Here is a 27000-nt window from a genome sequence, read left to right as displayed (position 1 = left end):
ATGACACTGGGTGAGCTTCAGGAGTTTTTGGCGGGACGAAATATCGATCCCGCCGCGGTCCGCTACGGATCCGGTTCGGATGCCGACACCGAGGAGTTTCGTATCGAGCATTCGGGATCGATGTGGGAAGTCTACTACGCCGAACGTGGTCGAAAGAATGAACTCAGACGCTTTCCAGATGAAGAATCCGCCTGCCGGTATTTGTTGTCGTTGCTTGAGAGCGACCGGTCGGTCTGGAAGAAGTAAAGCAATGTCGGTTCGATCGAGTCGGTATTTGTCATGGTTGATAGGGCTCGCTACCGCAATGGTAGCGGCCCTCCCGGCATCGACCGAGGAACTGGCAGGCACCGACATCGCCTATATCGAGCAATCCGACTGCGACGCCATTGCCGTTCACTTCCCCGGTGGCGCGGATTACCTTCCGGGCGTTGCCGCCGACGGCAGCCCCGTCGCCCCGGCCGACCTCGGCGGCGGCTATTCCTATGGTCTGCGTCCCGTCTACGAATTCGACATGACACTCGACCCGCTGGTCGGCCGCAACCCGGCTTTCAATTCGGCGACGAAATTGACCGTCGCGCGCGTCGCGATCGACATGAAGACCGGCCGAACCACCATTGACGGCCACGATGTCTCCGGCGCTAACCATGCTTTGGCCGAAGCTTGTGCAAGATTGCATCACAAGCCGGTGAAATGACGCGATCGCGATCCGGCTTTTGTTGACACGGAAGTCCCCCGCCCACAGGCTTGTGGCTCAATGGGTGGGGCGAAGATATGCGTTTCTGGGGCCGGAAAACCGGCATTCTGTCTTTGTGCGTCGGATTTGCGGCATTCTGGTCGCTGGCGCTTGCGCCCGCCGCCTCGGCAAGCGACGGCCTCTGGCGCATCACCGAGCAACGCTGGAGCGACGCGCACGAAAAATCCTGGGAGGATTTCATCGCCGGCCTCGGCGCCGCCGATTGCTGGACGCTCGACCAGTGCCTGAAAAGCCCGGCCAACCCCTATCGCCACACCGATCCGCGCACCCGCTTCTACGCCGACTGCGCCGACATGCCCTATGTCCTGCGCGCCTATTTCGCCTGGAAGAACGGCCTGCCTTTCGCCTGGCAATCGGCGATGCGTGCCCATGACGGTCCGGGTACGGATATTCGCTATTCGCTGGAAGGCAACGACATCGTCGCCCGCGATTCCGTGCCGCGCACCGCGCGCGGGGTTGCCGCTGTGCCGATCCTTCACAACATCGTCAATTTCGTTTCGACGGCGATGTTCCGCCGCGACGCGACGATCGACCATCCCGTGATGTTCACCGACACCTATGCGCCGCGCCTCGACCGCGCGTCGATCCGCCCCGGCACCATCGCCTATGACGTCAACGGCCATGCCTCGCTGGTCTGGCGCGTCGAATCCGGCGGCCGCATCCTGATCTTCTCGTCCCACCCCGATCATTCGCTGAGCCGCACCTTTCTCGGTCGCGAATTCCTGCGCACCGGCCCGCAACTCGGCTCGATCTTTCAGAAGTTCCGCCCCATCGAAGTCGTCGGCGCAATCCGCGCCGCCAACGGTGCCCTTGTCGGCGGCCGCATCGCGCCGATCATGAATGCCGATCTGGAGGATTTCTCGCTCGAGCAATACACCGGCAACCCGCCCGTCAATCCTTATGCATGGGGCATGGCGCAATGGGTCTGGAACGGCGAGAGCATGGATTTCTACACTTATTTGCGCGCCCGCATGTCGATCGGCGAACTCGAATATCATCCGGTCGCCGAACTGCGCGGCATGATGCAGTCGGTTTGCTTCGATCTGCGCGCCCGCAAGCATGCCGTCGAAATCTCGACCGCCCGCGGCATCCAGAACATGAGCCCGCCCGCGCGTCTGCCCAACAACATCTACGGCACGCACGGCGTTTGGGAGCTCTACTCGACACCCTCGCGCGACGCCCGCCTGAAGACCGCCTTCAAGGAGATGTACGATCACATTGTCGACTTCATCAAGTTGGACATGGTCGACGCCCCGCGCCTCCATTACGAGGGTACCGATCTCGCCGGCGATCTGCTGACCGCTTACAGGGAACAGAACGAACTCTGCCGCATCGACTACAGGAATTCCGCCGGCCGCACCGTCACGCTCACCATCGATGACATCGTCCACCGCCTCTACGATCTCTCCTTCGATCCCTATCAATGCATCGAGCGCCGATGGGGCGCATCCGGCGATGAACTCGCCTCCTGCAACGAAGGCGCGGACAAGACCCGTTGGTACGAGGCCCAGCGCTATCTCAGGAACCAGATCGACCGCACCTACGATGTCGACATGGGCTATTCGATCGACGAACTCGAACGCGGCCCCTGGGGCCCGCGCACCGGCCGCGGCGTCGTTGAGGGTCCGGAGGTCGATGTGAGGGCATATCTGGAGGGCCTGGTGCGCCGCCAGTCGGTCGCCGTGCCCGACATTGCGAATCCGGTCGCAACCCCCTAAAACTTGAGCCCCAATCCGAAGCCTCGGCGGCCGCCGCAAGGCTCGTGCCCCCGCGGTCAGGTGATCATGCGCCTTTCAAGATATTTTCTGCCCACCCTGAAGGAAAACCCGGCCGAGGCGCAGATCCCCTCGCACCGGCTGATGCTGCGTGCCGGCATGGTCCGCCAGACCGCCGCCGGCATCTATGCCTGGTTGCCTCTGGGGCTGGCCGTCCTGCGCAAGATCGAGGCGATCGTCCGCGACGAACAGCGCCGCGCCGGCGCCATCGAACTCCTGATGCCGACGCTGCAATCGGCCGACCTCTGGCGCCAGTCCGGCCGCTACGACGCCTACGGCCCCGAAATGCTGCGCATCAAGGACCGCCACGAGCGCGACATGCTTTTCGGCCCCACCAACGAGGAGATGATCACCGAAATCTTCAAGGGTGCCGTGAAGTCCTATCGCGATCTGCCGCGCAATCTCTTCCACATCCAGTGGAAGTTCCGCGACGAGATCCGCCCCCGCTTCGGCGTCATGCGCGGCCGCGAATTCCTGATGAAGGACGGCTACTCCTTCGACATCGATGTCGAGGGCGCGCGCCGCGCCTATCGCAAGATGTTCGTGGCTTATCTGCGCTCCTTCGAACGCATGGGCCTGAAGGCGATCCCGATGGCCGCCGACACCGGCCCCATCGGCGGCGACATGAGCCATGAATTCATCATCCTGGCCGAAACCGGCGAGAGCGCCGTCTTCTGCCATCGCGATCTGGTCGACATGCCCGTCCCCGGCGACGACCTCGACTACGAGGGCGACCTGACGCCGGTCATCGACGCCCGCACCACCCTTTACGCCGCCACCGACGAGAAGCACGATGCCGCCCGCTTCGCCGCCGAAGTCCCGGCCGACAAGCAGCTCTCCGCCCGCGGCATCGAGGTCGGCCACATCTTCTTCTTCGGCACCAAATATTCCGAGGCGATGGGCTGCGTCATTGCCGGATCCGACGGCAAGGAAGTCCCGGCCCAGATGGGCTCCTACGGCATCGGCGTCTCGCGCCTGGTCGGCGCCATCATCGAGGCAAGCCACGACGAGGCGGGCATCGTCTGGCCCGAAGCGGTCGCGCCCTTCCGCGTCGGCCTGATCAACCTGAAATCGGGCGATGCCGAAACCGATGCCGCCTGCGAGGACCTCTATGCGAAGCTCGCCGCCCTCGGCATCGACACGCTCTACGACGATACCGACGAGCGGGCAGGGGCGAAATTCTCGAACATGGATCTGATCGGTCTGCCCTGGCAGCTGGTCGTCGGCCCGCGTGGCCTTAAATCCGGCACAGTCGAGTTGAAGAATCGCGCCAGTGGCGAACGCGTCGAACTGTCGCCGGAGGCGGCGCTGGCGAAGATTGCGAGTTGAGATGGTGATAAGAGGGTATCCGTTTTTCGCTTACGAAAAACGGCAAGGCCGACCGGCCGCCGCGCCTTATGGCGCGTAAGCCAAGCCGCCGGATGGCGGCGCCGGCGCTTGAGGCCAAACAACGAAGGGCAATCGGCAAAGCCGATGGCCCTGAGGACAGGGCATGACCGATATCGCACATTCCGCAGCCGAACCGGCCCAGGGCAGGGCACGCCCCTTCGGCGCCTTCGAATGGCTGCTGGCGATGCGCTATCTGCGCGCCCGCCGGCGTGAAGGTTTCATCTCTGTCATTGCCGGCTTCTCCTTTGCCGGCATCATGCTGGGTGTGGCGACGCTGATCATCGTCATGTCGGTGATGAACGGTTTTCGCACCGAACTTCTCTCGAAAATTCTCGGCCTCAACGGTCACATGTTCGTGCGCGGTATCGGCATGCATGTGATGGACTACGATACAAAGGCCGCCCGCATTGGCGAAATCCCGGGTGTCGTCAGCGTCATGCCGCTGGTCGAAGGCCAGGTCATGGTCTCGAGCCCGCAAAATGCCGGCGGGGCCATCGTCCGCGGCATGCGCGAGCGCGACCTGAAAAATCTGACCGTTGTTTCGGACAGCATCGTGGCCGGCTCGCTGGACGGATTCGATGAAGGCGGCGTCGTGATCGGTTCCCGGATGGCGCAATCGCTCGGCCTTCTTGTCGGCGACAACATCACGTTGCTGTCGCCGCGCGGCGCCATCACGCCCTTCGGCACGGCGCCCCGCGTTGGCGCTTATCCGGTTGTTGCCGTCTTCGAAGTCGGCATGTCGGAATACGATGCCAGCTTCGTCTTCATGCCGCTCGATGAAGCGCGCAACTATTTCCGTACCTTCGAGGGTGTCAGCGCGCTCGAAATTCGCATCGACAATCCTGATCGCGTCAACGCGGTTGCGCCGGCGATCCGCGCTGCGGCCGGCGACTGTTGCGATGTGCAGACATGGCAGCAGACCAATCAGAGCTTCTTCAGCGCGCTGCAGGTCGAGCGCAATGTGATGTTTCTGATCCTGACCTTGATCCTGATTGTCGCGGCGCTGAACATTGTCTCGGGCCTGATCATGCTGGTGAAGGACAAGGGGCGCGACATCGCGGTGCTGCGTACCATGGGTGCGACCAAGGGCGCCGTCATGCGCGTCTTCTTCATCTCGGGCGCCTCGATCGGCGTCGTCGGTACGCTGGCGGGGTTTGTCCTTGGTACGGTCTTCTGTCTCAACATCGAAACCCTGCGCCAATGGCTGTCGAAGCTCTCGGGCACCGAGCTGTTTTCGCCCGAAGTCTATTTTCTGAGCCGCATGCCCGCCGAGATCGATGTTGGCGAAGTGACCTCGGTGGTGTTGATGGCGTTGGCGCTGTCATTTGCCGCGACGCTTTATCCTGCCTGGCGCGCCGCCTCGCTCGATCCGGTGGAGGCACTGCGTTATGAGTGATGCCGTTCTCAGCCTTCGTGGCATCACACGCACCTACCTGCAGGGCGAGGAAACACTGCACATATTCGCCGGTGCCGACCTCGATGTTTTCGCCGGCGAGATCGTCGCGCTGGTCGGGCCCTCCGGCGCCGGCAAGTCCTCGCTGCTCCACATCGCCGGTCTGCTCGAAGCGCCGGATGCGGGCGATGTCTGGATTTCCGGCCACGAGGCGGTGCATCTCTCCGACGCCCGCCGCACGGCGATCCGCCGCGGCGAAATCGGTTTTGTGTATCAGTTTCACAATCTGCTGGCCGAGTTTTCGGCGTTGGAAAACGTCGTCCTGCCGCAGATGATTGCCGGCGTGCCGCGGCGCCGTGCCGAGGCCTTCGCGCTGGAACTGCTGACCCGCATGGGACTCGCCAACCGTGCCACGCACCGTCCAGCCGAACTCTCGGGCGGCGAGCAGCAACGCGTTGCCATTGCCCGCGCGCTGGCCAACCGCCCGCGCATCCTGCTGGCCGACGAACCGACCGGCAATCTCGATCCGAAAACGGCCCGGATGGTCTTCGGCGAATTGCTCGACATCTGCCGCAATCAGGGCGTGGCGGCCCTCATCGCCACCCATAATCTCGATCTGGCGAGCCACATGGACCGCATTGTTTTGCTCCATGAAGGTCGTCTCCATGAAGGCGCCGATCTGGCCGCCGCCTTCCAGAGTCTCTGATCGCCACGCACAAACTGGTCCATGGCCCATCCTCCGCCGTAGAAAGAACGAAGCGGAAGGTGCAGACATGTCGGAACGGACGGAAACGGAAGTCGGAAGCGGGGCTGGCGGTCACGAGGCGACGGTCTATTTCGACGGCGCCTGTCCGCTCTGTCGTGCCGAAATTGCGCATTATGCGGCACAGCATGGTGCGGCGGCGCTCTGTTTTCTCGATGTCGCACATTCGGCGGTCCCTCTCGGTCCCGGCCTGACGCGCGAACGGGCCATGGCGCGTTTTCATGTGCGTAGCGCCGATGGTGCGCTTCTGTCGGGTGCGGCGGCCTTCGTTGCCATCTGGCGGCTCCTGCCGCGCTGGCGCTGGGCGGCGCGTCTTGCCAGCCTGCCGGGCGGAATGTTGCTGCTTGAAGGCGCCTATCGCCTGTTTCTTCCGCTGCGGCCGCTATTGTCATGGCTCGTCGGCCGGCTTTGGGGCCGGGCGCACGCATGACCGGTCAACCGGTTGCCACGCCGTCGCATGCGGTGGCGGTCGTTGTCGGTGCCGGCGGCGGTATTGGCGGCGCCTTGCTCGATCGTCTGCATGCGGATGGGACCTTTGCCCGGGTCGTCGCGCTCGGCCGCCGCACGGCGCCACTGCTCGATCTTCTGGATGAGGCGAGCATCGCGGTGGCGGCAGCCGGTATCGCCGCATCCGGCGAGTTGCGCCTGGTGATCGACGCGACCGGCTTCCTCCATGACGAAACCTGCCGGCCTGAAAAGAGCTGGCGCGACCTCGATCCGGCGGCGCTGGCCCATGCCTTCGCGGTCAACGCGATCGGCCCGGCCTTGCTGATGAAGCATCTGCTGCCGCTTCTGCCGCGCGAGGGGCGGTCGGTCTTCGCCACCCTGTCCGCGCGAGTCGGCAGCATCGGCGACAACCGTCTGGGTGGCTGGTACGGCTACCGTGCCTCGAAGGCGGCTCTCAACCAGCTGGTGCGTACCGCCGCCATCGAACTGGCCCGCAAGCGCCCGCAGGCCCTCTGCGTCGCCCTCCACCCGGGCACGGTCGCGACCGGCCTGTCGGCGCCCTTTGCCCGCATCGGGCGCGACACCCAGTCTCCGGCCGACGCCGCAGCCCGTCTTCTGGCCGTAATCGGCGCCCTCGGCCCCGAACAATCCGGCGGCTTTTTCGACCATCATGGCAAGCCGGTTCCCTGGTAGCGGCTGCCGTCGGTTCGGCGCGCGCAGGATTGCTGCGGCGCAACAGCGAAAGACCCTTTCATCGAGTCGGGAAATCGGCTTAGCATTACCCCGTGGGAGATAATGAGGGAGGGCGAATCCTTGAGGGGGGAAACGCAACAACTTGTCGCCGACGACATCCATGGTTCCTTTGCGGCCTTGGTTGATCGCATGGCGCCGCTGGTATCCGCCGATGCGGGTCTGGCGACTTGGGGCTGGATTGCGGTCGCGGTGATGCTGTTTGCATATGCGCTGCTGCTTCATCCGGCGGGGCGATCGGCGAAGGGCCCTGCTGCGGCCCGCCCGGCTCGGGCGGCCTTTAGCCCGAGGCTCCAGCGCCGCTAAAGCGTTTCCAGGCGACGTGGCTCCTTTCACGCAGAGGGGACGGATCGTCGTTCGAAGACGCGCCGGAATCAAAGATATGAAGCGATTTCGCAATTCAGGGAAAAGCGAAATGGCGCTTGATCGCATGCTCGGCCAAATCCAGAAATTGTCATACCCGCTCAAGCCGGTATCCATGGACTGAAAAATCGGACCTCGGGCAGTTGCGCGCTGCGCCGGGTCACGCCCCCCTCTTGACACGCGAGAACAAACAAGCAACACTCCGGATGAGAACATTACAGGAACACATCTGGAGGGCGAGCGATGCGCGGAATGTGGAACCGGACAAGAGACAGCGAAGCCGGCGACTGGCTTCAGGATGTGGCAGCGCTGATCTCGGTTGCCGCCTTCATCTGGGCGGCCGGTGCCTGGGTCGGCATCGCCGAGGCCCTGATCGGCTGAGGCGCGATCTCGCGTCCCACCTGCCGCTTGGGGGTGAGGTGCGATTTGCGGAACGCAAACGAAAAGGCCAAGTGGGCCTTTTCGGGCGCCGAATGCCGGAGCGCAAGCGAAGGGCCAGTCGAAATTTGCCTCGCAAATTTCGGGGCGGGGGCGCTGACTCGATGCTTGATAGTTGCCGAACCGGGGTTGTCCACAGCTTTGGCCAATCCTTCGGCACCTGCCGCGTGACTCGCACACCCGGGACCCCGACAATGGGGCATGCCCGACTCGCCCCAGTTCATCCATCTCCGCCTCCACACCGCCTATTCGCTGCTGGAGGGCGCGATCCGCGTCAAGGAAGTGCCGAAGCTCTGCAAGGCCGACGGCATGCCGGCCGTCGCCATCACCGACACGGCCAATCTTTTCGGCGCGCTGGAGTTTTCCGAAACCCTCTCCGAGGCCGGCATTCAGCCGATTGTCGGCTGCACCCTGCCGATCCTGCTGGACGAAGGCGAGGAACCCGCCCGCGGCCCCCTGCGCCACGAGCCGGCCGGCACGCTGGCCCTCATCGCCAAGGACGAGCAGGGCTACCTGAACCTGATGAAGCTCTCGAGCCGGGCCTTTCTCGGCCCCGAGCCCGGCGAACCGCCTTATGTGCCGCTGGCGCTGCTGGCGGCCCACCATGAAGGCCTGATCTGCCTCACCGGCGGTCCCGATGGCGTCGTCAACCGCCTGCTCGAAGCCGGCCAGCGCCCGGCGGCGGAAGAATTGCTGCTGAGCCTCAAGCAGACCTTCGGCGACCGCCTCTATGTCGAGTTGCAGCGCCATGGGCAGCCCCGTGAGCGCCAGACCGAACCGGCGCTGATAGACCTTGCCTATGCCCACGGCCTGCCGCTGGTCGCCACCAACGAGCCCCATTTCGTCGCCGAGGCCGATTACGAGGCCCATGACGCGCTGATCTGCATTGCCGAAGGCGCCTATGTCGTACAGGCCGAGCGCCGCCGCCTGACGCCCGAACATCGTTTCAAGACGCAGGCCGAAATGGCCGCACTCTTCGCCGACCTGCCCGAGGCGCTCGAAAACACCGTCGAGATTGCGCGCCGTTGCGCCGTTCGTCCGCTGACCCGCGATCCGATCCTGCCGAAATTCGCCGCCGGCACCAGCGAGGCCGACGAGTTGCGCCGCCAGGCCGAGGAAGGCCTGACGCAGCGCCTCGCCACCCTCGAAACCGTCGCCCCGGAAGCAGATTATCGCGCTCGGCTGCGTTTCGAGCTCGACGTCATCATCAAGATGGATTTCCCCGGCTATTTCCTGATCGTTGCCGACTTCATCAAATGGGCGAAGGGGCAGGGCATTCCGGTCGGCCCGGGCCGTGGCTCCGGCGCCGGTTCGGTTGTGGCCTGGGCGCTGACCATCACCGACCTCGATCCCTTGCGCTTTGGCCTGCTTTTCGAACGCTTCCTCAACCCCGAACGCGTCTCGATGCCGGACTTCGACATCGACTTCTGCCAGGACCGCCGCGACGAGGTGATCCGCTATGTGCAACAGCGCTACGGCGAAGATCGCGTGGCGCAGATCATCACCTTCGGAAAGCTTCAGGCCCGCGCCGTGCTGCGCGACGTCGGCCGTGTGCTGCAATTGCCCTATGGTCAGGTCGACCGTCTCTGCAAGCTGGTGCCCAACAATCCGGCCGCGCCCGTCACGCTCGCCGAAGCAATCCAGGGTGAGCCGCGCCTGCGCGAAGAACAGGCGTCGGACGAAGGCGTCGCCCGTATGCTCGAAATCGGCCTGCGGCTTGAAGGCCTCTACCGTCATGCCTCGACCCACGCGGCAGGCGTCGTCATCGCCGACCGGCCGCTCGACGAGCTGGTGCCGCTCTACCGCGATCCGCGCTCCGACATGCCGGTCACCCAGTTCAACATGAAATGGGTCGAGCCGGCCGGCCTCGTGAAGTTCGATTTTCTGGGTCTGAAGACCCTCACCGTTCTCGATCAGGCGGTGAAGCTGGTCGCCCGCCGCGACATCGAGATCGATCTGCTCAATCTTCCGTTGGCGGATGAAAAGACCTTCCAGATGCTGGGGCGCGGTGAAACCGTCGGTGTGTTCCAGCTTGAAAGTTCGGGCATGCGCGATGTGCTCAGGAAGCTCGATGCCGACCGCTTCGAGGACATCATCGCGCTTGTGGCGCTCTACCGTCCCGGCCCGATGGACAACATTCCCAGCTATGTCGCCCGCAAGCGCGGCCGCGAGGCGGCCGACTATCTGCATCCGCTGCTCGAGCCGGTGCTGAAGGAAACCCACGGCGTCATCATCTATCAGGAGCAGGTGATGCAGATCGCGCAGATCCTGTCCGGCTATTCGCTTGGCGAAGCCGACCTGCTGCGTCGCGCCATGGGCAAGAAGATCAAGGCCGAGATGGAGGCGCAGAAGGAACGCTTCGTCACCGGCGCGGTCGCCAAGGGTGTCGACAAGACACAGGCCTCCGAGATTTTCGAGCTGGTCGACAAGTTCGCCGGCTACGGCTTCAACAAGTCGCATGCCGCCGCCTACGCGCTGGTCGCCTACCAGACCGGCTGGATGAAGGCCAACCATCCGGTCGAGTTCCTGGCCGCTTCGATGAGCCTCGATCTCGGCAACACCGACAAGCTCGGTCTCTTCAAACAGGAAGCCGAACGGCTCGGCATCGCGGTGCGCCCGCCCTGCGTCAACCGCTCGGAAGCGATGTTCGGCGTCGCCGACGGCGAAATCCTCTACGCGCTGGCCGCGATCAAGAATGTCGGCCGTCAGGCGATGGAGCATCTGGTCGAGGTCCGCCGCGAGGGCGGCCCCTTCCGCGACCTGTTCGATTTCGCCCGCCGCATCAATCCGCGCATGATCAACAAGCGCGCCTTCGAAAATCTGGCCCGCGCCGGTGCCTTCGATTGCCTCAATGCCAACCGCGCCCAGGTCATGGCCGCGGTCGATCTGGTCCTCGGCACCGCCAATGCGTCGGCGCAGGACCGCGAGAGCCAGCAGGTCAGCCTTTTCGGCGAGGAGAGCGCCGCCGCCTCCGCCCCCGCGCTGCCCGCCGTCGAGGCCTGGCAGGCGATGCAGCGTCTCACCGAGGAGTTCAACGCCGTCGGCTTCTACCTCTCCGGCCATCCCCTCGATGACTACAGAACCTCGCTGAAGCGTTCCGGCGTCTCGACCCTCGCCGACCTGCTCGCCAGGGGCATGCAAGCCGGCTTCATCGCCGGCACCGTCACCGCCAAGCAGGAGCGCAAATCGAAGAAGGGCAACCCCTTCGCCTTTCTGAGCCTGTCGGACGCCACGGGCCAGTTCGAGATCGTCGTCTTCTCGGAAGTCCTCTCCCGTTCCCGCGATCTGATGGAACCCGGCAGTTCGGTCGTCATCGGCGTCGAGATCGACCGCGCCGGCGAGGAGGTCAAGCTGCGCGCCCAGTCGATCCGCAGCGTCGACGAGACGGTCAAGGACGCCGGCGAGGGGCTGAAGATCTTTCTCGACGACGCGGCCTCGCTGGAGCCGATCAAGGCCCGTCTCGGCGAGCGCGGCAAGGGTCTGGTCCAGCTGGTGCTGATGGGCGAGGGCGGCCGGGAGGTCGAGCTGCGCCTCAAGGGCCGCTACCGGGTGACGCCGCAGATCCGCGGCGCCGTCAAATCGATCCCCGGCATCGTCGAGGTCCAGGATATATGACAGTTTTATGACAGTTTTGTGACAGAGGGGGGGTACGGCTGTTTTCAGGGCTGCTGTGCTAACAGCCTGTCGGCGCTTGCTTTTTGCCCGTTTTGCGCCTATCAAGGCGCCATTCCACACGCGGGGTTCGGCAAACCCACTTCCTTTTTACCAAGGAAAACATAGGGTTAGTCGGTCCGGTGCGACGTCGAGTCGTTCACTCCCCGCGGAGGTTCAACCGGAAAAGGAGCAAAAGTGCCATGGCACTTCCCGATTTCTCTATGCGTCAACTTCTGGAAGCCGGCGTTCACTTCGGCCACCAGACTCATCGCTGGAATCCGAAGATGGAACCGTTCCTCTTCGGCGACCGAAACAACATACATATCATAGACTTGGCGCAGACCGTGCCGCTCCTCCATCAGGCCCTTCTCGCGGTGCGCGATGCGGTCGGCGGCGGCGGTCGTGTGCTCTTTGTCGGCACCAAGCGTCAGGCATCCGACCCGGTTGCCGCGGCGGCGCGTCAATGCGCCCAGTATTACATCAACCACCGCTGGCTCGGCGGCACGCTAACCAATTGGAAAACCATCTCGAATTCGATCCGGCGCCTGCGCCAGCTCGACGAGATGCTGGCCGGCGAAGCGCGCGGCCTGACCAAGAAGGAAGTCCTGAACCTGACCCGCGAGCGCGACAAGCTTGAGCGCGCCATCGGCGGCATCAAGGACATGGGCGGCCTGCCGGATCTGATTTTCGTGATCGACACCAACAAGGAAGAGATCGCTATTCAGGAAGCCCGCAAGCTCGGCATCCCGGTCGTTGCGATCCTCGACTCGAACTCCAATCCCGACGGCATCGCCTATCCGGTTCCCGGCAATGACGATGCGGCGCGCGCAATCGCGCTTTACTGCGATCTGGTTTCGCGTGCTGTCATCGATGGCATCTCGCAGAGTCATTCCGCGTCGGGTGTGGATGTCGGCGCGCAAGCCGAGCCCGTCGTCGAGGTGCCGGCCAGCGCCGAATAAGGCATTCGGTCGCTCCGCTTCATACGATTACCGAGGAAATACAATGGCTGAAATCACCGCGAGCATGGTGAAGGAACTGCGCGAAAAGACCGGCGCAGGCATGATGGACTGCAAATCGGCGCTCAACGAAACCAGCGGCGACATGGAAGCGGCCATCGACTGGCTGCGCACAAAAGGCCTTGCCAAGGCAGCGAAAAAGGCCGGCCGCGTTGCCGCCGAAGGCCTGATCGGCGTTGTCGCGCAAGGCACGAAGGGTGCGGTCGTGGAAGTCAACTCCGAGACCGACTTCGTCGCCCGCAACGAGCAGTTCCAGAAGATGGTGAGCGACATAGCATCCGCCGCACTGGCGGCGGACGGCGATTTCGACAAGCTCATCGCCTCGACCTATCCCGGGACATCGCAATCGGTGAAGGATTATGTCACCGAGATGGTCGGCACCATCGGTGAGAACATGAATGTGCGCCGCGCGGGTTCGATCTCCGTCACAGACGGCGTTGTCGCAGCCTATGTCCATAGCGCGGTCGTGCCGGGTCTTGGGAAGATCGGTGTATTGGTCGGCATCGAGTCGACGGGCGACAAGAAGAAAATCGCCGAACTCGGCCGCCAGATCGCCATGCACATTGCGGCGACCAACCCGCTGGCAACCCGCACGGAAGAACTCGATCCCGCGGTCATCGAGCGTGAGCGCAACGTCCTGATCGCTGAGGCGAAGGAGAGCGGTCGTCCTGAGAACATTATCGAGAAAATGGTCGAGGGCCGCATCCGCAAGTTTTACGAGGAAGTCGTCCTGCTCTCACAGGCCTTTGTGATCGACCCCGACAACACGGTCGAGAAGGCGGTCAAGGCAGCGGAAGCTGGCATTGGCGCGCCGGTCAGCGTCGTGGGCTTTGTCCGCTTTGCGCTGGGCGAGGGAATCGAGAAGGAAGAGTCGGACTTTGCGGCCGAAGTCGCGGCTGCCGCGCGCGGTTAAGCTGCTTTTGGCGATTGAATTGACGCCCCCTTCGCCATTGTGCGTTGGGGGCGTTATTGTTGGGGGGCCCGGCGGATTCGGTCTGGGCGCCCCGCCATGTCTTGATGGAAGAGATACCATGTCCCCGAAACCGCACTATTCGCGTGTCCTGCTCAAGGTGTCGGGCGAGGCATTGATGGGAGAAGGGCAATACGGCATCGACGTCGACACGGTCGGGCGCATCGCGAATGAAATCAGGCAGGCGACCGAGGCCGGAGTTCAGGTTTGCCTTGTCATCGGCGGCGGCAACATCTTCCGCGGCTTGTCGGGAGCGGCCAAGGGTATGGAGCGTGCCAGTGCTGATTACATGGGCATGCTGGCGACAGTCATGAACGCGCTGGCCATGCAGCAATCGCTCGAAAGCATTGGCGTGCCGACACGGGTTCAATCGGCGATCCCGATGATGACGGTCTGCGAACCCTATATCCGCCGCCGCGCCGTCCGCCACATGGAAAAAGGTCGCGTGGTGATTTTTGCTGCCGGCACCGGAAATCCCTTTTTCACCACCGACACGGCAGCGGCGCTCAGGGCCGTTGAGATGGGTTGTGACGCGCTTTTCAAGGGCACGCAGGTTGACGGTGTCTACTCGGCAGACCCGCACAAGGTCGCCAATGCCGTGCGCTACGACCGATTGACCTATATGGATGTGTTGTCGCGCGATTTAAAGGTGATGGACGCCTCGGCGATCTCCCTGGCGCGCGAAAACAACATCCCGATCATTGTCTATTCGATCGACGACGAGGGCGGTTTCGTCAATGTTCTGACGGGCGCGGGCCGCTGCACGATCATTTCGGACGCGGCCTGAATCTGCCTCGACCGAAGACGTACTGGACCGGAAGGAGAGGAAATGGCTGATACCGAATTCGATCTCGACGATGTCGAGCGCCGCATGCGCGGGGCATTGCAGGCGCTGAAGCAGGAATTTGGCGGTTTGCGCACCGGTCGCGCCTCGGCAAGTTTGCTTGAGCCCATCGTCGTTGAAGCCTATGGCCAGTCAATGCCAATAAATCAGGTTGGCACCATCGGCGTGCCGGAGCCGCGCATGCTGACGGTGCAAGTGTGGGATAAAGGTATGGTTTCGGCCGTCGACAAGGCGATCCGGAATTCCGGGCTTGGTCTCAATCCCAATGTTGACGGGACCCTGATCCGCCTGCCGATTCCGGAGCTTAATCAGGAACGCCGTACCGAACTAACCAAGATTGCGGCTAAATATACCGAACAGGCCCGCGTGGCTGTCCGCAATGTACGCCGCGATGCCATGGACGAATTGAAGCGCCTCGAAAAAGACGCACACATGAGTCAGGACGACCACAAGTCATGGACCGAAAAGGTTCAGAAGCTGACAGACAGGATTGTGGGTGAGATTGACGCCGCTCTCGCCCACAAGGAAGCGGAAATTATGCAAGTGTAAGCTCTCCGGCAACGCCCGCAAACGAGATAAAGACATTGCTTTAACCATATGTCTTTCAAGGAAAAAGCCTGAGAAAATGATGCTCAAGTCCAGCCAATCGATGAGCGAACCCGCACATGGCGCACTGCCGCGGCACGTCGCGATCATCATGGACGGAAACGGACGCTGGGCGGCAAAGCGGCATCTGCCACGCGTCGCTGGCCATCGGCAGGGGGTGGAGACTGTCCGCATCATTGTTCGTGCCGCCGGTGAGCTCGGTATCGAATATCTGACGCTTTACGGGTTTAGTTCGGAAAACTGGAAGCGGCCGCCCGAAGAAGTCAGCGATTTGATGGGTCTGTTGCGGTTCTTTATTCGTCGTGACCTGGCCGAACTGCATCAGAACGGTGTTCAGGTCCGCGTGATCGGCGAACGCGACCATCTGGAGGCCGACATTGTCGCGCTTATCGACGAGGCGGAGACGCTGACCCGAGACAATCGCAAGTTGAGACTGATGATCGCCTTCAACTATGGCGGTCAGTCGGAAATCACTTCTGCGATGCGACGTATTGCTCGCGAGGTACAGTTGGGCCGCATCGATCCCGAAGCCATCACACCGGAGACGGTTGCGGCGCATCTCGACACGGCTGGCGTTCCCGATCCTGACCTCATCATCCGGACAAGCGGCGAAATGCGGCTTTCCAATTTCCTGCTCTGGCAAAGTGCCTATTCCGAGCTCGTGTTCGCCGACGCGCTTTGGCCGGATTTCACCCCTGACGCACTGCGTGCGGCGATAGACGAATATCGCCGTCGCAACCGCCGTTTCGGCGCCGTCGACCCAGATGATGCGACCCGGGGCGAAGGATAGTCCAATGGTTGCCGAGGAAATGGCTCCGCCTGCCGCAAAAACGGGCTCCGATCTGAAGATACGGGTCTTGTCGGCAATTGTTTTGGCACCTGTTGCGCTCGGCGCAACATGGGCCGGAGGATGGTTTTTCGCGGTTTTACTTGCCGCCGCGGCATTGATCATGGCGCTGGAATTGACACGGCTTCTCTACGCTGTGCCCGACGCTGGCAGGATCGGCACGCGGGAGGCAATCGGCCCGGGACTTGCTGCTCTTGTCGCCATCGCTCTGGCAACGGCCGGCCTGCCGGCAGGTGCATTGGCTGCCGGTGGCGCTGTCTTGGGCTTCGCCTTGGCTGGCCGCAGTTGGAGCGGTCGCAGCCTGTTTCCGGCCCTTGTCGCCTATCCCTATCTGGTCTTGCCGTTGGTTGCGTTGATTTGGCTCCGCAACGATCCGGAATGGGGACTCGAAGTCGTTCTCTGGCTTCTGGTAACGGTCTGGGCGATCGATATTTGCGCGTATTTCGCCGGCCGATTTATTGGTGGACCGAAGCTCGCACCGCGCATTTCTCCGAAAAAGACCTGGGCCGGACTCGTGGGTGGCATGGCGGGTGCGGCGACGGTTGGCGTCGTCACCTCCCTCTGGATAGGCATGGGATCGCCGGTGCTTTTGGCGCTGGTTGGAATCGGAATGACGGTGGTCGAGCAGGCCGGCGATTTCCTGGAGTCGGCACTTAAGCGTCGCGCTGGCGTCAAGGATTCCGGTACCCTGATCCCCGGTCATGGCGGTATTCTTGATCGCGTGGATGGCCTTGTGACCGTCGCTGTGGGCGCGGCACTGCTGGCGCTACTCCACAATGCAGTCCATCCGGGCGCGGGAGTTTTGATTTGGCCCTGATTGCAGCGGCAGCAGATGACAATCCTGCCGCAACGGCTGCAGGCGAGGTGAAGAGCGTCACCATTCTGGGATCTACCGGTTCCGTTGGGTGTTCTACGCTTGATTTGATCGGTCGCGATAGGGCGCGCTTCGAGCTGGTAGCGCTGACGGCGCACCGCAATGTCGGGACGTTGATCGAACAGGCGAGAGCGTTTCGGCCGCGTTTCGCCGTAGTAGCCGATCCTGCTTGTTACGCGGAACTGAAGTCCGGTTTGAGCGGCACAGGGATTGAGGTTGCCGCGGGCGCGGAAGCACTGGTCGACGCGGCAGCCCTCCCTGCCGATTGGGTGATGGCCGGGATCGTTGGGGCTGCCGGATTGGCGCCTACCCTTGCGGCCGTGAAGCGCGGCGCCTGTGTGGCCCTCGCCAACAAGGAATGCCTTGTCTCGGCGGGCCCGCTTTTTCTTGAAGAGGTAAAGCGCTCGGGTGCCACGCTTTTGCCAGTCGACTCCGAGCATAATGCAATCTTCCAGGTTCTCGACGTGGACCGATTGGAGGCGGTTGAACGGATCGTGTTGACGGCCTCGGGCGGTCCCTTCCGTACGTGGAGTCTTGAGGAAATGGCCAGGGCCACTCCGGCTCAGGCGGTCGCTCATCCGAGATGGGACATGGGGGCCAAAATCTCGGTCGATTCCGCGACTTTGATGAACAAGGGCCTCGAATTGATCGAGGCCTACTACCTGTTTCCGGTGGGTGAGCAACGGCTCGATGTGGTCATCCATCCCGAATCCATCATCCACAGCATGGTCGCCTATATCGACGGGTCGGTTTTGGCGCAGTTAGGTATGCCTGATATGCGGACGCCAATCGCATACGCCTTGGCATGGCCTCGGCGGATGGCCACACCGTCGGCGCGCCTCGACCTTGCGCAGATTGGTCAATTAACCTTCGAAGCGCCTGATTTAAAAAGGTTTCCGGCTTTAACGCTGGCACGAGAGGCTCTGCATGTCGGCGGTAGCGCGCCGACCGTCCTGAATGCCGCCAACGAAGTCGCCGTTGCAGCCTTTTTGGCCGGGCGTATAGGGTTTCACGCCATTGTGGCCGTTACGAACGCAGTTTTGGAGCAATCCATGGCACTTGGCGAACGCCCGGCGGACCTTGCTGAAGTTTACGAACTTGATCGAATTGCCCGGATTCGAGCAGAGGAAATGGTGCAAAACCGCGGCCGCTGACGTAGGCTATGCGGCGTTGGCTAGATACACGGCACCGGCCTCTTGGGCGGGTGGTGGCGGTCATGTATCGGGGGACGCCGTCCAGCAGCTTGGCCGATGGGCGGTGCGGATTGGTTTGAGTGGGACAATAGCTTGGACGCGATGGATTTTCTAACGGGTATCGGTGGCTTTGGCGGATCGCTCGGAAGCTACGTCATCCCCTTCCTGTTCGTGCTGACGGTCGTGGTCTTTTTCCACGAGCTGGGACACTTCCTGGTGGCACGCTGGTGCGGTGTGAAGGTGGATACTTTCTCGATCGGATTCGGGCGCGAGATATTTGGCTGGAATGATCGATACGACACGCGCTGGAAGGTGAGCTGGATTCCGCTTGGCGGCTATGTGAAGTTTGCGGGCGATGAAAATGCCGCGAGCGTTCCAGACCGCGAGCGCCTTGCGCTGATTCCGGCCGAAGACCGCAAGGATCTCTTTCACTTCAAGCCGCTGCGCCAGCGCGCTGCAATCGTAGCCGCGGGGCCGATCGCCAATTTCATTTTGGCTACCGTTATTTTCGCCGGCGTATTCACCTTTGTTGGGCGGACCGTTGCAACACCGGTCGTGGACGACATCATGCCGGGGAGCCCGGCGGCGGCAGCGGGATTTGCGGTCGGCGACCGGATCGTTTCGATCGACGGCAGCCCCGTTGCAAGCTTCGAGGAAATGCAACGCATCGTTGCGACGAGTTCCTCCGAGTTGAGTTTTCTGGTTGACAGGCGCGGTATCGAGGTTCCGATCCAGGCAACGCCGGAGATTCAGGAAGTCGTCGACAGTTTCGGCAATATCCATAGGGTCGCGCGCCTTGGCATCCAGCGTCACGGTGGATCTGGAAATATCGAAATCGTTCGCAGCGATCCCGTCCGCGCGCTCTGGCTCGGTGCCAAGGAGACGTGGTTTGTCGCTGAGCGGACGTTGAACTATCTCGGTGGTATTGTGACCGGGCGCGAAAGCGCCGATCAGTTGCGCGGCGTTCTTGGCATTGCACAGGTTTCCGGGCAGGTTGCGACCATCGGCTTTATGGCGCTTCTGACTATGGTCGCTGTGCTGTCGGTCAGCATTGGCCTGCTCAACCTCTTTCCGGTGCCGCTGCTTGATGGCGGACATCTTCTGTATTATGCGGTGGAGGCCGTCCGCGGTCGACCGCTGGGTGAGCAAGCTCAGGAATACGGTTTTCGCATCGGCCTCGCGCTGGTGATGATGCTGATGATTTTTGCGACATGGAACGATCTGGTCCACCTTCAGGTCTTTTCATTCCTGACGGGACTTTTTAGTTGATTGTTTCGCGTTTCGTCGGCTGACGACGACCGCGGGATTGGGCATGCCGCCGGCTTTTGGCTGGCGCGTCAAGACAGGCAGGGGACGGAATGGGGCGACTGGCCGGATTTGTGACCGGGATTGCGAATGTCGGCGGGCTCGCCGCAACGCTTTTCTTCGCTTGGGCTCTGGCGGGCGCCGTCCCGTTCGGAATGGGTTCTGCTGGCGCTGCATTGGCACAGGAAACGTCTCCCGGGCCGGTCATTACCGAGATTGCGGTGCAAGGCAATCAGCGCATCGAATCCGATACGGTGCGCTCCTACATGCTCCTTCGTCCAGGCATGTCCTACGACCCGTCGATCGCCGACGCATCACTCAAGCAGCTTTTTGGAACCGGTCTTTTCGCGGACATAACGATGCGTCAGCAAGGGGGGCGTGTCATTGTCTCGGTCGTCGAGAACCCGATTGTCAATCGCGTCGCCTTCGAGGGGAACAGTGCGCTCAAGGAGGAGGACCTGCAAAAGGAGGTGCAACTCCAGCCGCGCGTTGTCTACACGCGCGCCAAAGTGCAGGGTGACGTCACGCGCATGATCGAGCTCTATCGCCGCAGTGGTCGTTTCTCCGCTTCTGTCGAACCAAAGGTGATCCAGCTCCCGCAAAACCGCGTTGATCTCGTGTTCGAAATCACCGAAGGGCCGAAGACGAAGATTGCGTCGATCAATTTCATCGGCAACACCCGGTTCAGCGATGGAAAGCTGCGCGAGGTTGTTTCGACCGGCGAATCCGCTTGGTGGAAGTTCTTGTCGTCGTCAGACACCTATGATCCCGATCGCTTGACCTATGATCGCGAATTGCTGCGTCGCTACTATCTCCAGCGCGGCTACGCGGACTTCCGTGTTGTTTCGGCCGTCGCCGATTTGAGCCGGGACGATGCAGCTTTCCACATTACCTTCACGGTTGATGAAGGAGAGGTCTATGAGTTTGGCGACGTCGCTGTGAAAACGTCGCTCGACAAGCTCGATCAAGCAGAGCTCGATTCATTGGTGTTGGCCAAGAGTGGTGAAATCTACAATGCCGGTCTGATCGACAAGACAATTGACGCGCTGACTTTCGCTGCCGGCACAAGTGGCTATGCCTTTGCGGAAGTTCGACCGCGCGTCAGCCGCCGCAAGGACGAACGTGTGATCGACTTGACGTTCCAGATCACTGAAGGTCCTCGAGTCTATGTTGAAAGGATCAATATTACCGGCAATTCGCGCACGCTTGACAAGGTCGTGCGCCGGCAGATGCGCATGTCTGAGGGCGATGCCTTCAACAAGGTGCTGCTGGACAAGTCGGAGAAGAATATTCGGGCCTTGCAGTACTTCAGCAGGGTCAATGTCACGCAGGATCCCGGCACGGCGCCCGACAAGACGATCTTGAATGTCGACGTTCAGGAGCAGTCGACAGGTTCGCTTTCGCTCAGTGCCGGTTTCTCGACGCTCGACAATGCCGTTGCGGGCATTCAACTTTCCGAGCGCAACTTTCTCGGACGCGGCCTGCAACTCAGCACGTCGTTGTCGATCTCCAAACGTCGTCAGCTGATCGAGTTTCACTATACGGATCCCTACTTTCTGGATCGGGATCTCGTTGGCGGTTTCGACCTCTTCGGCAGTGAAACCAATTTCCAGAACGAATCGTCATTCGATTCCCGTTCGCAGGGCTTCGGTTTCAGGTTCGGTTTTCCCTTATCCGAAAAGAGCCGCTTCCTCGCGCGCTACCAGTTCCGCTTCGACGAGATATTCAATGTTCATCCGGCTGCGTCGCCGGTCGTCAAGGCAGCGGAAGGCAGCGACTATCGCTCGATCATCGGCTACGACTACTACTACGACAACCGCAACGATCCGATTGATCCAACCGGCGGTTGGGATTTCCTGTTCACACAGAATTTTGCCGGGCTTGGAGGCACGGTCCGCTACGTTTCGACGGAAGTATTGACGCGTTACTACTATCAGATCGCCGAGGGTTTCCTGACGAGTTGGCGCCTCGACGGCGGCTACGTCCAAGGCGTGGGCCAGGACGTCGAATTGAATGATCACTTCTTCAAGGGCGGCAGCACAATTCGCGGGTTTGCGCGAGCTGGCGTTGGACCACGAGATCTGGCTTCGCCGAACAGGGATTCCGTTGGTGCCAAGGCTTTCATTTTCGGCACGTCGGAACTCTCGTTCCCGAACGGGATACCGGAGGCGCTAGGTATTCGGACATCGGTTTTTGTTGATGCCGGCTATATCGGCTATTCGGATTTCGATCGAACGCTCTTTCCGGGTGTCGTCGATGATTTCGCGCCGCGCGCTTCGGTCGGTCTCAGTCTGTACTGGCAGTCGCCATTCGGACCGATCCGTCTCGATTTTGCGAATGTGCTTCTGGAAGAACCCTATGACGAACAGGAGACGTTCCGGTTCAGTGCCGGCACATCGTTCTAAGGTTTGCCGGTCCGGCCGGCGCGCCTGAAACCTTTGCAACAAGGATGCAGTGAGATGAAGTTGAAGTCGGTTGTTATGCGTACCCTTTCGGCGGTCGCTCTTCTGTCGCTGGCCGCAGCGCCGTTGACGGCGGGCTCGGCCTTGGCCGCCGGCCCGGCAGTCATATTGATCGTCAACACGGAAGCGGTTTTTGCGCAATCGAAGGTCGGACAAAGCATCCGCACCCAGTTCCAGGAACAGGCCAAGAAGCTGCAAGCAGAAGGCGCCAAGACGGAGACGGCACTTCAGGCGGATGCAAAGAAGCTGAGCGACGAGCGCGCGCTCCTTTCACCCGAGGATCTCCAGAAGAAGTTCCAGGCTTTGCAGAAGCGTGAAGTGGAGTTCCAGCAGTCGATGCAGGAGAAGGGGCAAGCGCTTCAACTTGGTGTTCAGCAGGCCAATGCCAAGGTCGAGGCTGCGTTGCGCCCGATTTTTTCTGACGTGATGAAGGAAAAAGGCGGAACTGTGCTTTTTGACCAGTCGGTTATTGTTGCCGGAGGGTCCGACCTCGACATTTCGGCTGAAGTCCTCAAGCGGCTCAACGAGAAGCTGACAACGATCGAGGTGAAGCCGGTTTCGATTGCCGAGCTTCAGGCACAGCAGAAGAGCGGCAATTGATCTGACGGAGAGGCGCGCCGGGAGATGCGGCGGCCGACACACGACGGCCATGGCGGATAAGCGCTTCTTTACGAATAGCGGCCCTTGCACGCTGGCGGATATCGCCACGCGTGTTGGGGCGACGCTGGCGTCCGGTGTCGACGGACAGCGGACAATAGCGAGTGTGGCCGCGTTGGGTGTCGCGGGGCCCAACGATTTGAGCTTTCTTGACAACCCGAAATACATAAACCAGTTCGAGAATACCTCGGCGGGCGCATGCATCGTGCATCCGCGCTTTGCCGGCCGCGCGCCGGCCGACCTGGCGATGCTCTTGTCGGATCAACCGTATCGGGCTTATGCGCTCGCGGCGCAGATGTTCTTTCCGGAGACGGTGAAGGCAACGGACACGTTCGGTATGCGTGCACAAGTCGATCCCCGGGCGGCCGTTCATCCGACTGCAAAGTTAGGTACCGGCGTGACGATCGAGCCTGGCGCATCGGTCGGTGCGGATGTCGAGATTGGCAATGGAACGGTGATCGGCGCCAATTCCAGCATCGGCAAGGCCTGTACCGTGGGAAAAGACTGCGCCATCGGTTCAAATGTCACCATCAGCCATGCCCATATTGGCGATCGCGTCATGTTGCATCCGGGTGTCCGTATTGGACAGGATGGGTTCGGCTTTGCGATGGGGTTGCCGCGCCACGAAAAGGTGCCGCAGCTTGGCCGCGTCATCATTCAGGACGATGTTGAGATCGGCGCCAATTCAACGGTAGACCGCGGCGCCGGCCCGGATACGGTAATTGGTGAGGGGAGCAAGATTGATAATCTCGTGCAGATCGGTCACAACGTCGAGATTGGGCGTCACTGCATAATCGCTGCGCAGACGGGCCTCGCCGGCAGCGCAAAACTTGGAGATTTTGTTGTGCTGGCGGCCCAGGTCGGCGTGACCGGGCATTTGACGGTCAATTCCGGTGCCCAGATCGCGGCGCGGGGTGCGGTCGTACACGATGTTCCGGCCGGGCAGCAGTACGGAGGCGTGCCGGCAAAGCCGATCGCCGAGTGGCGCCGTGAAGTGGTGGAGCTGCGAAAGCTTGGAAGGCGGCCCAAACCGGTCGTGAACGACGAGAAGTGAAGTGTCGGCAGAAAAAGGCGCCAATTCGATGCATGTGTTGGAAGGACGCGAGGTATGAGCGAAGCAGAGGCGACCGAAAACCTTGGCAGCGCCGATTTTCAACGGGTGCTGGAACTCCTTCCGCATCGCTATCCGATGCTGATGATCGATCGCATCATCGAAATGAAGGGTGATGAGTCGGCAATCGGTATCAAGAACGTCACCAATAATGAGCCTTTTTTTCAGGGGCACTTTCCGGGCTATCCGGTGATGCCGGGTGTGCTGATTGTCGAGGCAATGGCACAGACCGCAGGCGCACTCGTCGTCCATCATCTTGGAACATCAGGCACCAATCAGCTGGTCTATTTCATGACGGTCGATCGCGCACGGTTTCGCAAACCGGTTGTCCCGGGCGATGTTCTGCACATTCACGTGACTAAGTTGCAGAGTCGCGGCACTGTCTGGAAGTACCACGGGGAAGGCCGCGTCAATGGTCAGCTCGTTGCGGAGTGTGATCTCGGGGCGATGATCTCCAGCCGGTCAGAGAAATGACAGAAGTTCACTCAACCGCAATTGTTGACGCCAAAGCGCGGCTCTCACCGAGTGTGATTGTAGGGCCATACTGTTTTGTCGGTCCTGATGTCGCGTTGGACGAAGGCGTTGTGCTTCATTCTCATGTTGTTGTCGCGGGGCGGACAAGTGTTGGCGCTCGCACACAGATATTCCCATTCGCGTCCATCGGTCATGCGCCGCAGGATCTCAAATACAGGGGCGAACCGAGCCGGCTGGAAATCGGCGCGGACAATCTAATTCGCGAACACGTCACCATGAATCCGGGAACGGAAGGTGGCGGTATGATCACGCGCATCGGAGACAACTGCGCATTTTTGGCAAGTTCGCATGTCGGTCACGACTCCATCATTGGTGATCACGTTGTTTTTTCGAACAACGTGATGTTGGCCGGCCACTGCAAGGTGGACGACTACGCGATTTTTGGCGGCGGAGCGGCGCTTCATCAGTTCGGGCGCGTTGGCAAGCATGCATTTATTGGCGGCATGAGCGCTGTCGAGAATGATGTTATCCCTTACGGGCTTGTTGTTGGAAACCGCGCCGTACTGATGGGCCTCAATCTTGTTGGCCTGAAACGCCGGGGGTTTTCGCGCGACCGGATACATGCCATGCGCGAAGCCTACAGTGCCCTCTTTGCGGAAGTCGGAACGCTGCGCGATCGGCTGGAGCGTGTAGCAGATCGTTTTGCCGAGGAACCGGAAGTGATGGAGATCGTCGACTTTATCCGTGCGGAGTCGGATCGAGCGATCTGTATGCCCAGACACGACCGGGCGGCATGAGCGGGGTGAGCCCCATGCGCCACTGCCATGACTGACGAACCCCGGAAACTGGGCATTGTGGCCGGACGTGGGCCCTTGCCGGTCGCGCTCGCGGAATCGGCGATTGCGGCAGGGCGTGAGGTCTTCATCGTTGCCATCGACGATGATGTGAACCCGGAAATTGAGCGCTTTCCCCATGCCCGTGTTCGTATCGGCGCACATGGAGAGTTCCTTCGACTCCTGAAAAAAAATGGCTGTCGGGACATCGTATTGATCGGTGGGATCAACCGCCCCGATTTGTCGAAGATCGGCCTCGATTTCGCAGGCATCAGACTTTTGCCGCGCCTCGTGCGTTGGCTGGCACAAGGTGACGATGGCCTTTTGCGCGGCATCGCCGGCTATCTTGAAAAGGACCACGGACTCCGGGTCATCGGCGCACATGAAGTGGCCGAAAACCTGCTTGTTCCCGAAGCCGTGCTGACAACCGCCTCACCTGAAGAACGACATGCTCTCGATATCGACACGGCAATTCGGGCTGCGTTGGATGTCGGCGCACGCGACATCGGACAGGGAGCCGTCGCTTGCCGCGGTGTCGTGCTCGCGCGGGAAGACGATTCCGGAACGGATGCCATGCTGGCACGCGTTGCGGCAATGGACCCGGCCATGCGCGGGCGGCCCGGCGCACGGGAGGGGGTGCTCGTCAAACTGACAAAGCCAGGGCAGGAGCGGCGTGTCGATATGCCGACCATCGGCGTTAAGACGGTCGAGAATGCGGCGGCGGCGGGGCTCGCCGGCATCGCAGTGGAAGCGGGTGGGACGCTCATGGTCGATGGTGAGGAGGTCGCTTCGTGCGCGAATGCGCATGGTCTCTTTGTTGTCGGTCTCAGCGCCGGGCGCATCGCGGAAGCGCGCCGATGACGGCGCGCGCCGCACTGCACATCATGCTGGTCGCCGGCGAGCCCTCCGGCGATGCGCTTGGGGGCGAGTTGATGGCTGCATTGCGGAATATGACTGGTGACGGTGTCCGCTTTTCGGGCGTCGGTGGCGCGCACATGATGGCGGAGGGGATGTCCTCGATTTTCCCGATGACCGACATATCGGTGATGGGGCCGCGCGAAATCGTCCCGCGCCTCCCACTGATTTTCAAGCGTATTCGCCAGACGGTGAACCACGCGGTCACCGAAAAACCTGATGTTATGATCGTCATCGACAGCCCTGAGTTCACGCATATGGTGGCGCGACGCGTGGCGCGCCGCGCGCCATCGATTCCAATCGTCGACTATGTTCTTCCGAGTGTCTGGGCGTGGCGCCGCGGCCGTGCACGTTCAATGAAAAAATATATCCGGCGTGTCCTGGCGCTCCTGCCGTTTGAACCGGCGTTTCTCCGCACCGTTGGTGTCGACTGCGTCTATGTGGGTCATCCGGCAATAGACCGCATTCCCGAAAGGGGCGCGGGTGCGCGCTTTCGTGCCGCGCGGGGAATTCCTGCCGAGGCACCCCTGTTGCTGGTGTTGCCGGGAAGCCGTCTCAATGAAGTCAAGCATCTCATTGGTGTGTTCGGCGATGCTGTGCGCCGCGTGGCGGCTGAGACACCCGATTTGCAAGTCGTTTTGCCGGTGGTGCCGCATGTTCGCAAATACGTGGAGGCCGAGGTCGCGAACTGGCCGATTGACGTGCAAATTGTCGAGGACGAGATGGACAAGCGCGCGGCATTCGACGCCGCGACCGCTGCGCTTGCAGCCTCCGGAACCATTTCACTGGAGCTCGGCTTGGCGGGAGTCCCGATGGTGATTGCCTACCGCGCCGAGACAGTTGTCGGGTGGTTTGCCCTCAGTATCCTGAAAATTCCCTCGGTCGTGTTGGTTAACCTCATTCTCGATCGGCCGTCGGTGCAGGAATATCTGCAGTTTCGTTGTACAGCCGATGCTCTCGCCGAAGGATTGATGCCGCTACTGCGCGAAACACCCGAACGTCTTCGTGCGCTGGCGGATTTCGAGGAGCTGAGAGAACGGATCGGCGTTGACGGAGAAGCGCCAAGTCGCCGCGCCGCGCGCGCGGTTCTGGAAATTCTCGAAACGCCTTCGTTATGAAGAACGGGCGCCTCTTTCGAGGCGCCCGCGTTTCCGTAACGATGAAATC

25 protein-coding genes are annotated in these 27000 nt (G+C 61.6%); all 25 read left to right on the top strand.

What is annotated here, in order from left to right:
• The 25 genes from Q7V31_RS16680 (at position 1) to lpxB (ending at position 26951) form a co-directional block, all read left to right on the top strand.
• Entirely contained in the window at positions 1-246 is a 246-nt protein-coding gene (locus Q7V31_RS16680; protein WP_304735951.1) for a hypothetical protein, read from the top strand.
• A gap of 58 nt (positions 247-304) precedes the next feature.
• Positions 305-694 carry a hypothetical protein gene (locus tag Q7V31_RS16675; protein WP_304735949.1) on the top strand — a complete coding sequence of 130 codons (390 nt, stop codon included), beginning with the start codon at positions 305-307 and terminating at the stop codon, positions 692-694.
• A 77-nt stretch (positions 695-771) separates the two neighbouring features.
• A complete protein-coding gene (locus tag Q7V31_RS16670) occupies positions 772-2472 on the top strand; it encodes a hypothetical protein (protein WP_304735948.1) in 1701 nt (566 codons plus the stop codon).
• A gap of 66 nt (positions 2473-2538) precedes the next feature.
• The gene (proS, locus tag Q7V31_RS16665) at positions 2539-3858 is read left to right on the top strand and encodes a proline--tRNA ligase (protein ID WP_304735946.1); all 1320 of its coding nucleotides are present in this window, start codon (positions 2539-2541) and stop codon (positions 3856-3858) included.
• A 163-nt stretch (positions 3859-4021) separates the two neighbouring features.
• A complete protein-coding gene (locus Q7V31_RS16660; RefSeq protein WP_304735945.1) occupies positions 4022-5314 on the top strand; it encodes a lipoprotein-releasing ABC transporter permease subunit in 1293 nt (430 codons plus the stop codon).
• A complete protein-coding gene (locus Q7V31_RS16655) occupies positions 5307-6017 on the top strand; it encodes an ABC transporter ATP-binding protein (RefSeq protein ID WP_304735944.1) in 711 nt (236 codons plus the stop codon). Before Q7V31_RS16660 ends, Q7V31_RS16655 begins: the two co-directional genes overlap by 8 nt.
• 67 nt (positions 6018-6084) lie before the next feature.
• Positions 6085-6504 carry a thiol-disulfide oxidoreductase DCC family protein gene (locus Q7V31_RS16650; RefSeq protein ID WP_304735943.1) on the top strand — a complete coding sequence of 140 codons (420 nt, stop codon included), beginning with the start codon at positions 6085-6087 and terminating at the stop codon, positions 6502-6504.
• Positions 6501-7214, top strand: coding sequence for an SDR family NAD(P)-dependent oxidoreductase (locus tag Q7V31_RS16645; RefSeq protein WP_304735942.1), 714 nt, complete (start codon positions 6501-6503; stop codon positions 7212-7214). The genes Q7V31_RS16650 and Q7V31_RS16645 overlap by 4 nt, the downstream gene beginning before the upstream one ends.
• A gap of 663 nt (positions 7215-7877) precedes the next feature.
• Positions 7878-8015, top strand: coding sequence for a hypothetical protein (locus Q7V31_RS16640; RefSeq protein ID WP_304735940.1), 138 nt, complete (start codon positions 7878-7880; stop codon positions 8013-8015).
• Positions 8016-8273: 258 nt separating this feature from the next.
• On the top strand, positions 8274-11687 hold the full coding sequence (gene dnaE, locus Q7V31_RS16635; RefSeq protein WP_304735939.1) for a DNA polymerase III subunit alpha: 3414 nt from the start codon (positions 8274-8276) through the stop codon (positions 11685-11687).
• 239 nt (positions 11688-11926) lie between these two features.
• Entirely contained in the window at positions 11927-12685 is a 759-nt protein-coding gene (gene rpsB, locus Q7V31_RS16630) for a 30S ribosomal protein S2 (RefSeq protein WP_304735937.1), read from the top strand.
• Positions 12686-12728: 43 nt separating this feature from the next.
• Complete coding sequence (gene tsf / locus Q7V31_RS16625) at positions 12729-13655, top strand: translation elongation factor Ts (RefSeq protein ID WP_304735936.1); 927 nt, start codon at positions 12729-12731, stop codon at positions 13653-13655.
• Between the two features lie 118 nt (positions 13656-13773).
• Positions 13774-14499, top strand: a complete 726-nt coding sequence (gene pyrH / locus Q7V31_RS16620; protein WP_304735935.1) for a UMP kinase — start codon at positions 13774-13776, stop codon at positions 14497-14499.
• 42 nt (positions 14500-14541) lie between these two features.
• A complete protein-coding gene (frr, locus tag Q7V31_RS16615; RefSeq protein ID WP_304735933.1) occupies positions 14542-15105 on the top strand; it encodes a ribosome recycling factor in 564 nt (187 codons plus the stop codon).
• 79 nt (positions 15106-15184) lie between these two features.
• Positions 15185-15952 carry an isoprenyl transferase gene (locus tag Q7V31_RS16610; RefSeq protein WP_304736049.1) on the top strand — a complete coding sequence of 256 codons (768 nt, stop codon included), beginning with the start codon at positions 15185-15187 and terminating at the stop codon, positions 15950-15952.
• Positions 15953-15956: 4 nt separating this feature from the next.
• Positions 15957-16826 carry a phosphatidate cytidylyltransferase gene (locus tag Q7V31_RS16605; RefSeq protein ID WP_304735931.1) on the top strand — a complete coding sequence of 290 codons (870 nt, stop codon included), beginning with the start codon at positions 15957-15959 and terminating at the stop codon, positions 16824-16826.
• The gene (locus Q7V31_RS16600) at positions 16823-18037 is read left to right on the top strand and encodes a 1-deoxy-D-xylulose-5-phosphate reductoisomerase (RefSeq protein WP_370690681.1); all 1215 of its coding nucleotides are present in this window, start codon (positions 16823-16825) and stop codon (positions 18035-18037) included. The genes Q7V31_RS16605 and Q7V31_RS16600 overlap by 4 nt, the downstream gene beginning before the upstream one ends.
• Positions 18038-18178: 141 nt before the next feature.
• Entirely contained in the window at positions 18179-19345 is a 1167-nt protein-coding gene (rseP, locus tag Q7V31_RS16595; protein WP_304736048.1) for an RIP metalloprotease RseP, read from the top strand.
• 89 nt (positions 19346-19434) lie between these two features.
• The gene (gene bamA, locus Q7V31_RS16590; protein ID WP_304735929.1) at positions 19435-21786 is read left to right on the top strand and encodes an outer membrane protein assembly factor BamA; all 2352 of its coding nucleotides are present in this window, start codon (positions 19435-19437) and stop codon (positions 21784-21786) included.
• Positions 21787-21840: 54 nt separating this feature from the next.
• Positions 21841-22443 (top strand): OmpH family outer membrane protein, encoded by a 603-nt coding sequence (locus Q7V31_RS16585; protein WP_304735927.1) that lies wholly within the window; start codon positions 21841-21843, stop codon positions 22441-22443.
• Positions 22444-22492: 49 nt separating this feature from the next.
• Positions 22493-23554: a UDP-3-O-(3-hydroxymyristoyl)glucosamine N-acyltransferase gene (gene lpxD / locus Q7V31_RS16580; RefSeq protein WP_304735926.1), complete on the top strand. Its 1062-nt coding sequence runs from the start codon at positions 22493-22495 to the stop codon at positions 23552-23554.
• Positions 23555-23608: 54 nt separating this feature from the next.
• Complete coding sequence (gene fabZ, locus Q7V31_RS16575; protein ID WP_304735924.1) at positions 23609-24085, top strand: 3-hydroxyacyl-ACP dehydratase FabZ; 477 nt, start codon at positions 23609-23611, stop codon at positions 24083-24085.
• Positions 24082-24882 (top strand): acyl-ACP--UDP-N-acetylglucosamine O-acyltransferase, encoded by an 801-nt coding sequence (gene lpxA / locus Q7V31_RS16570; RefSeq protein WP_304735923.1) that lies wholly within the window; start codon positions 24082-24084, stop codon positions 24880-24882. Before fabZ ends, lpxA begins: the two co-directional genes overlap by 4 nt.
• A 27-nt stretch (positions 24883-24909) precedes the next feature.
• Positions 24910-25779 (top strand): LpxI family protein, encoded by an 870-nt coding sequence (locus Q7V31_RS16565; RefSeq protein ID WP_304735921.1) that lies wholly within the window; start codon positions 24910-24912, stop codon positions 25777-25779.
• A complete protein-coding gene (gene lpxB / locus Q7V31_RS16560; RefSeq protein ID WP_304735920.1) occupies positions 25776-26951 on the top strand; it encodes a lipid-A-disaccharide synthase in 1176 nt (391 codons plus the stop codon). Before Q7V31_RS16565 ends, lpxB begins: the two co-directional genes overlap by 4 nt.
• The last annotated feature ends 49 nt before the right edge of the window (positions 26952-27000 follow it).

It is taken from the genome of Parvibaculum sp. (genome assembly GCF_030651915.1).
In the GTDB taxonomy this organism is placed as follows: domain Bacteria; phylum Pseudomonadota; class Alphaproteobacteria; order Parvibaculales; family Parvibaculaceae; genus Parvibaculum.
This window is presented reverse-complemented; position numbering and strand designations above follow the sequence as displayed.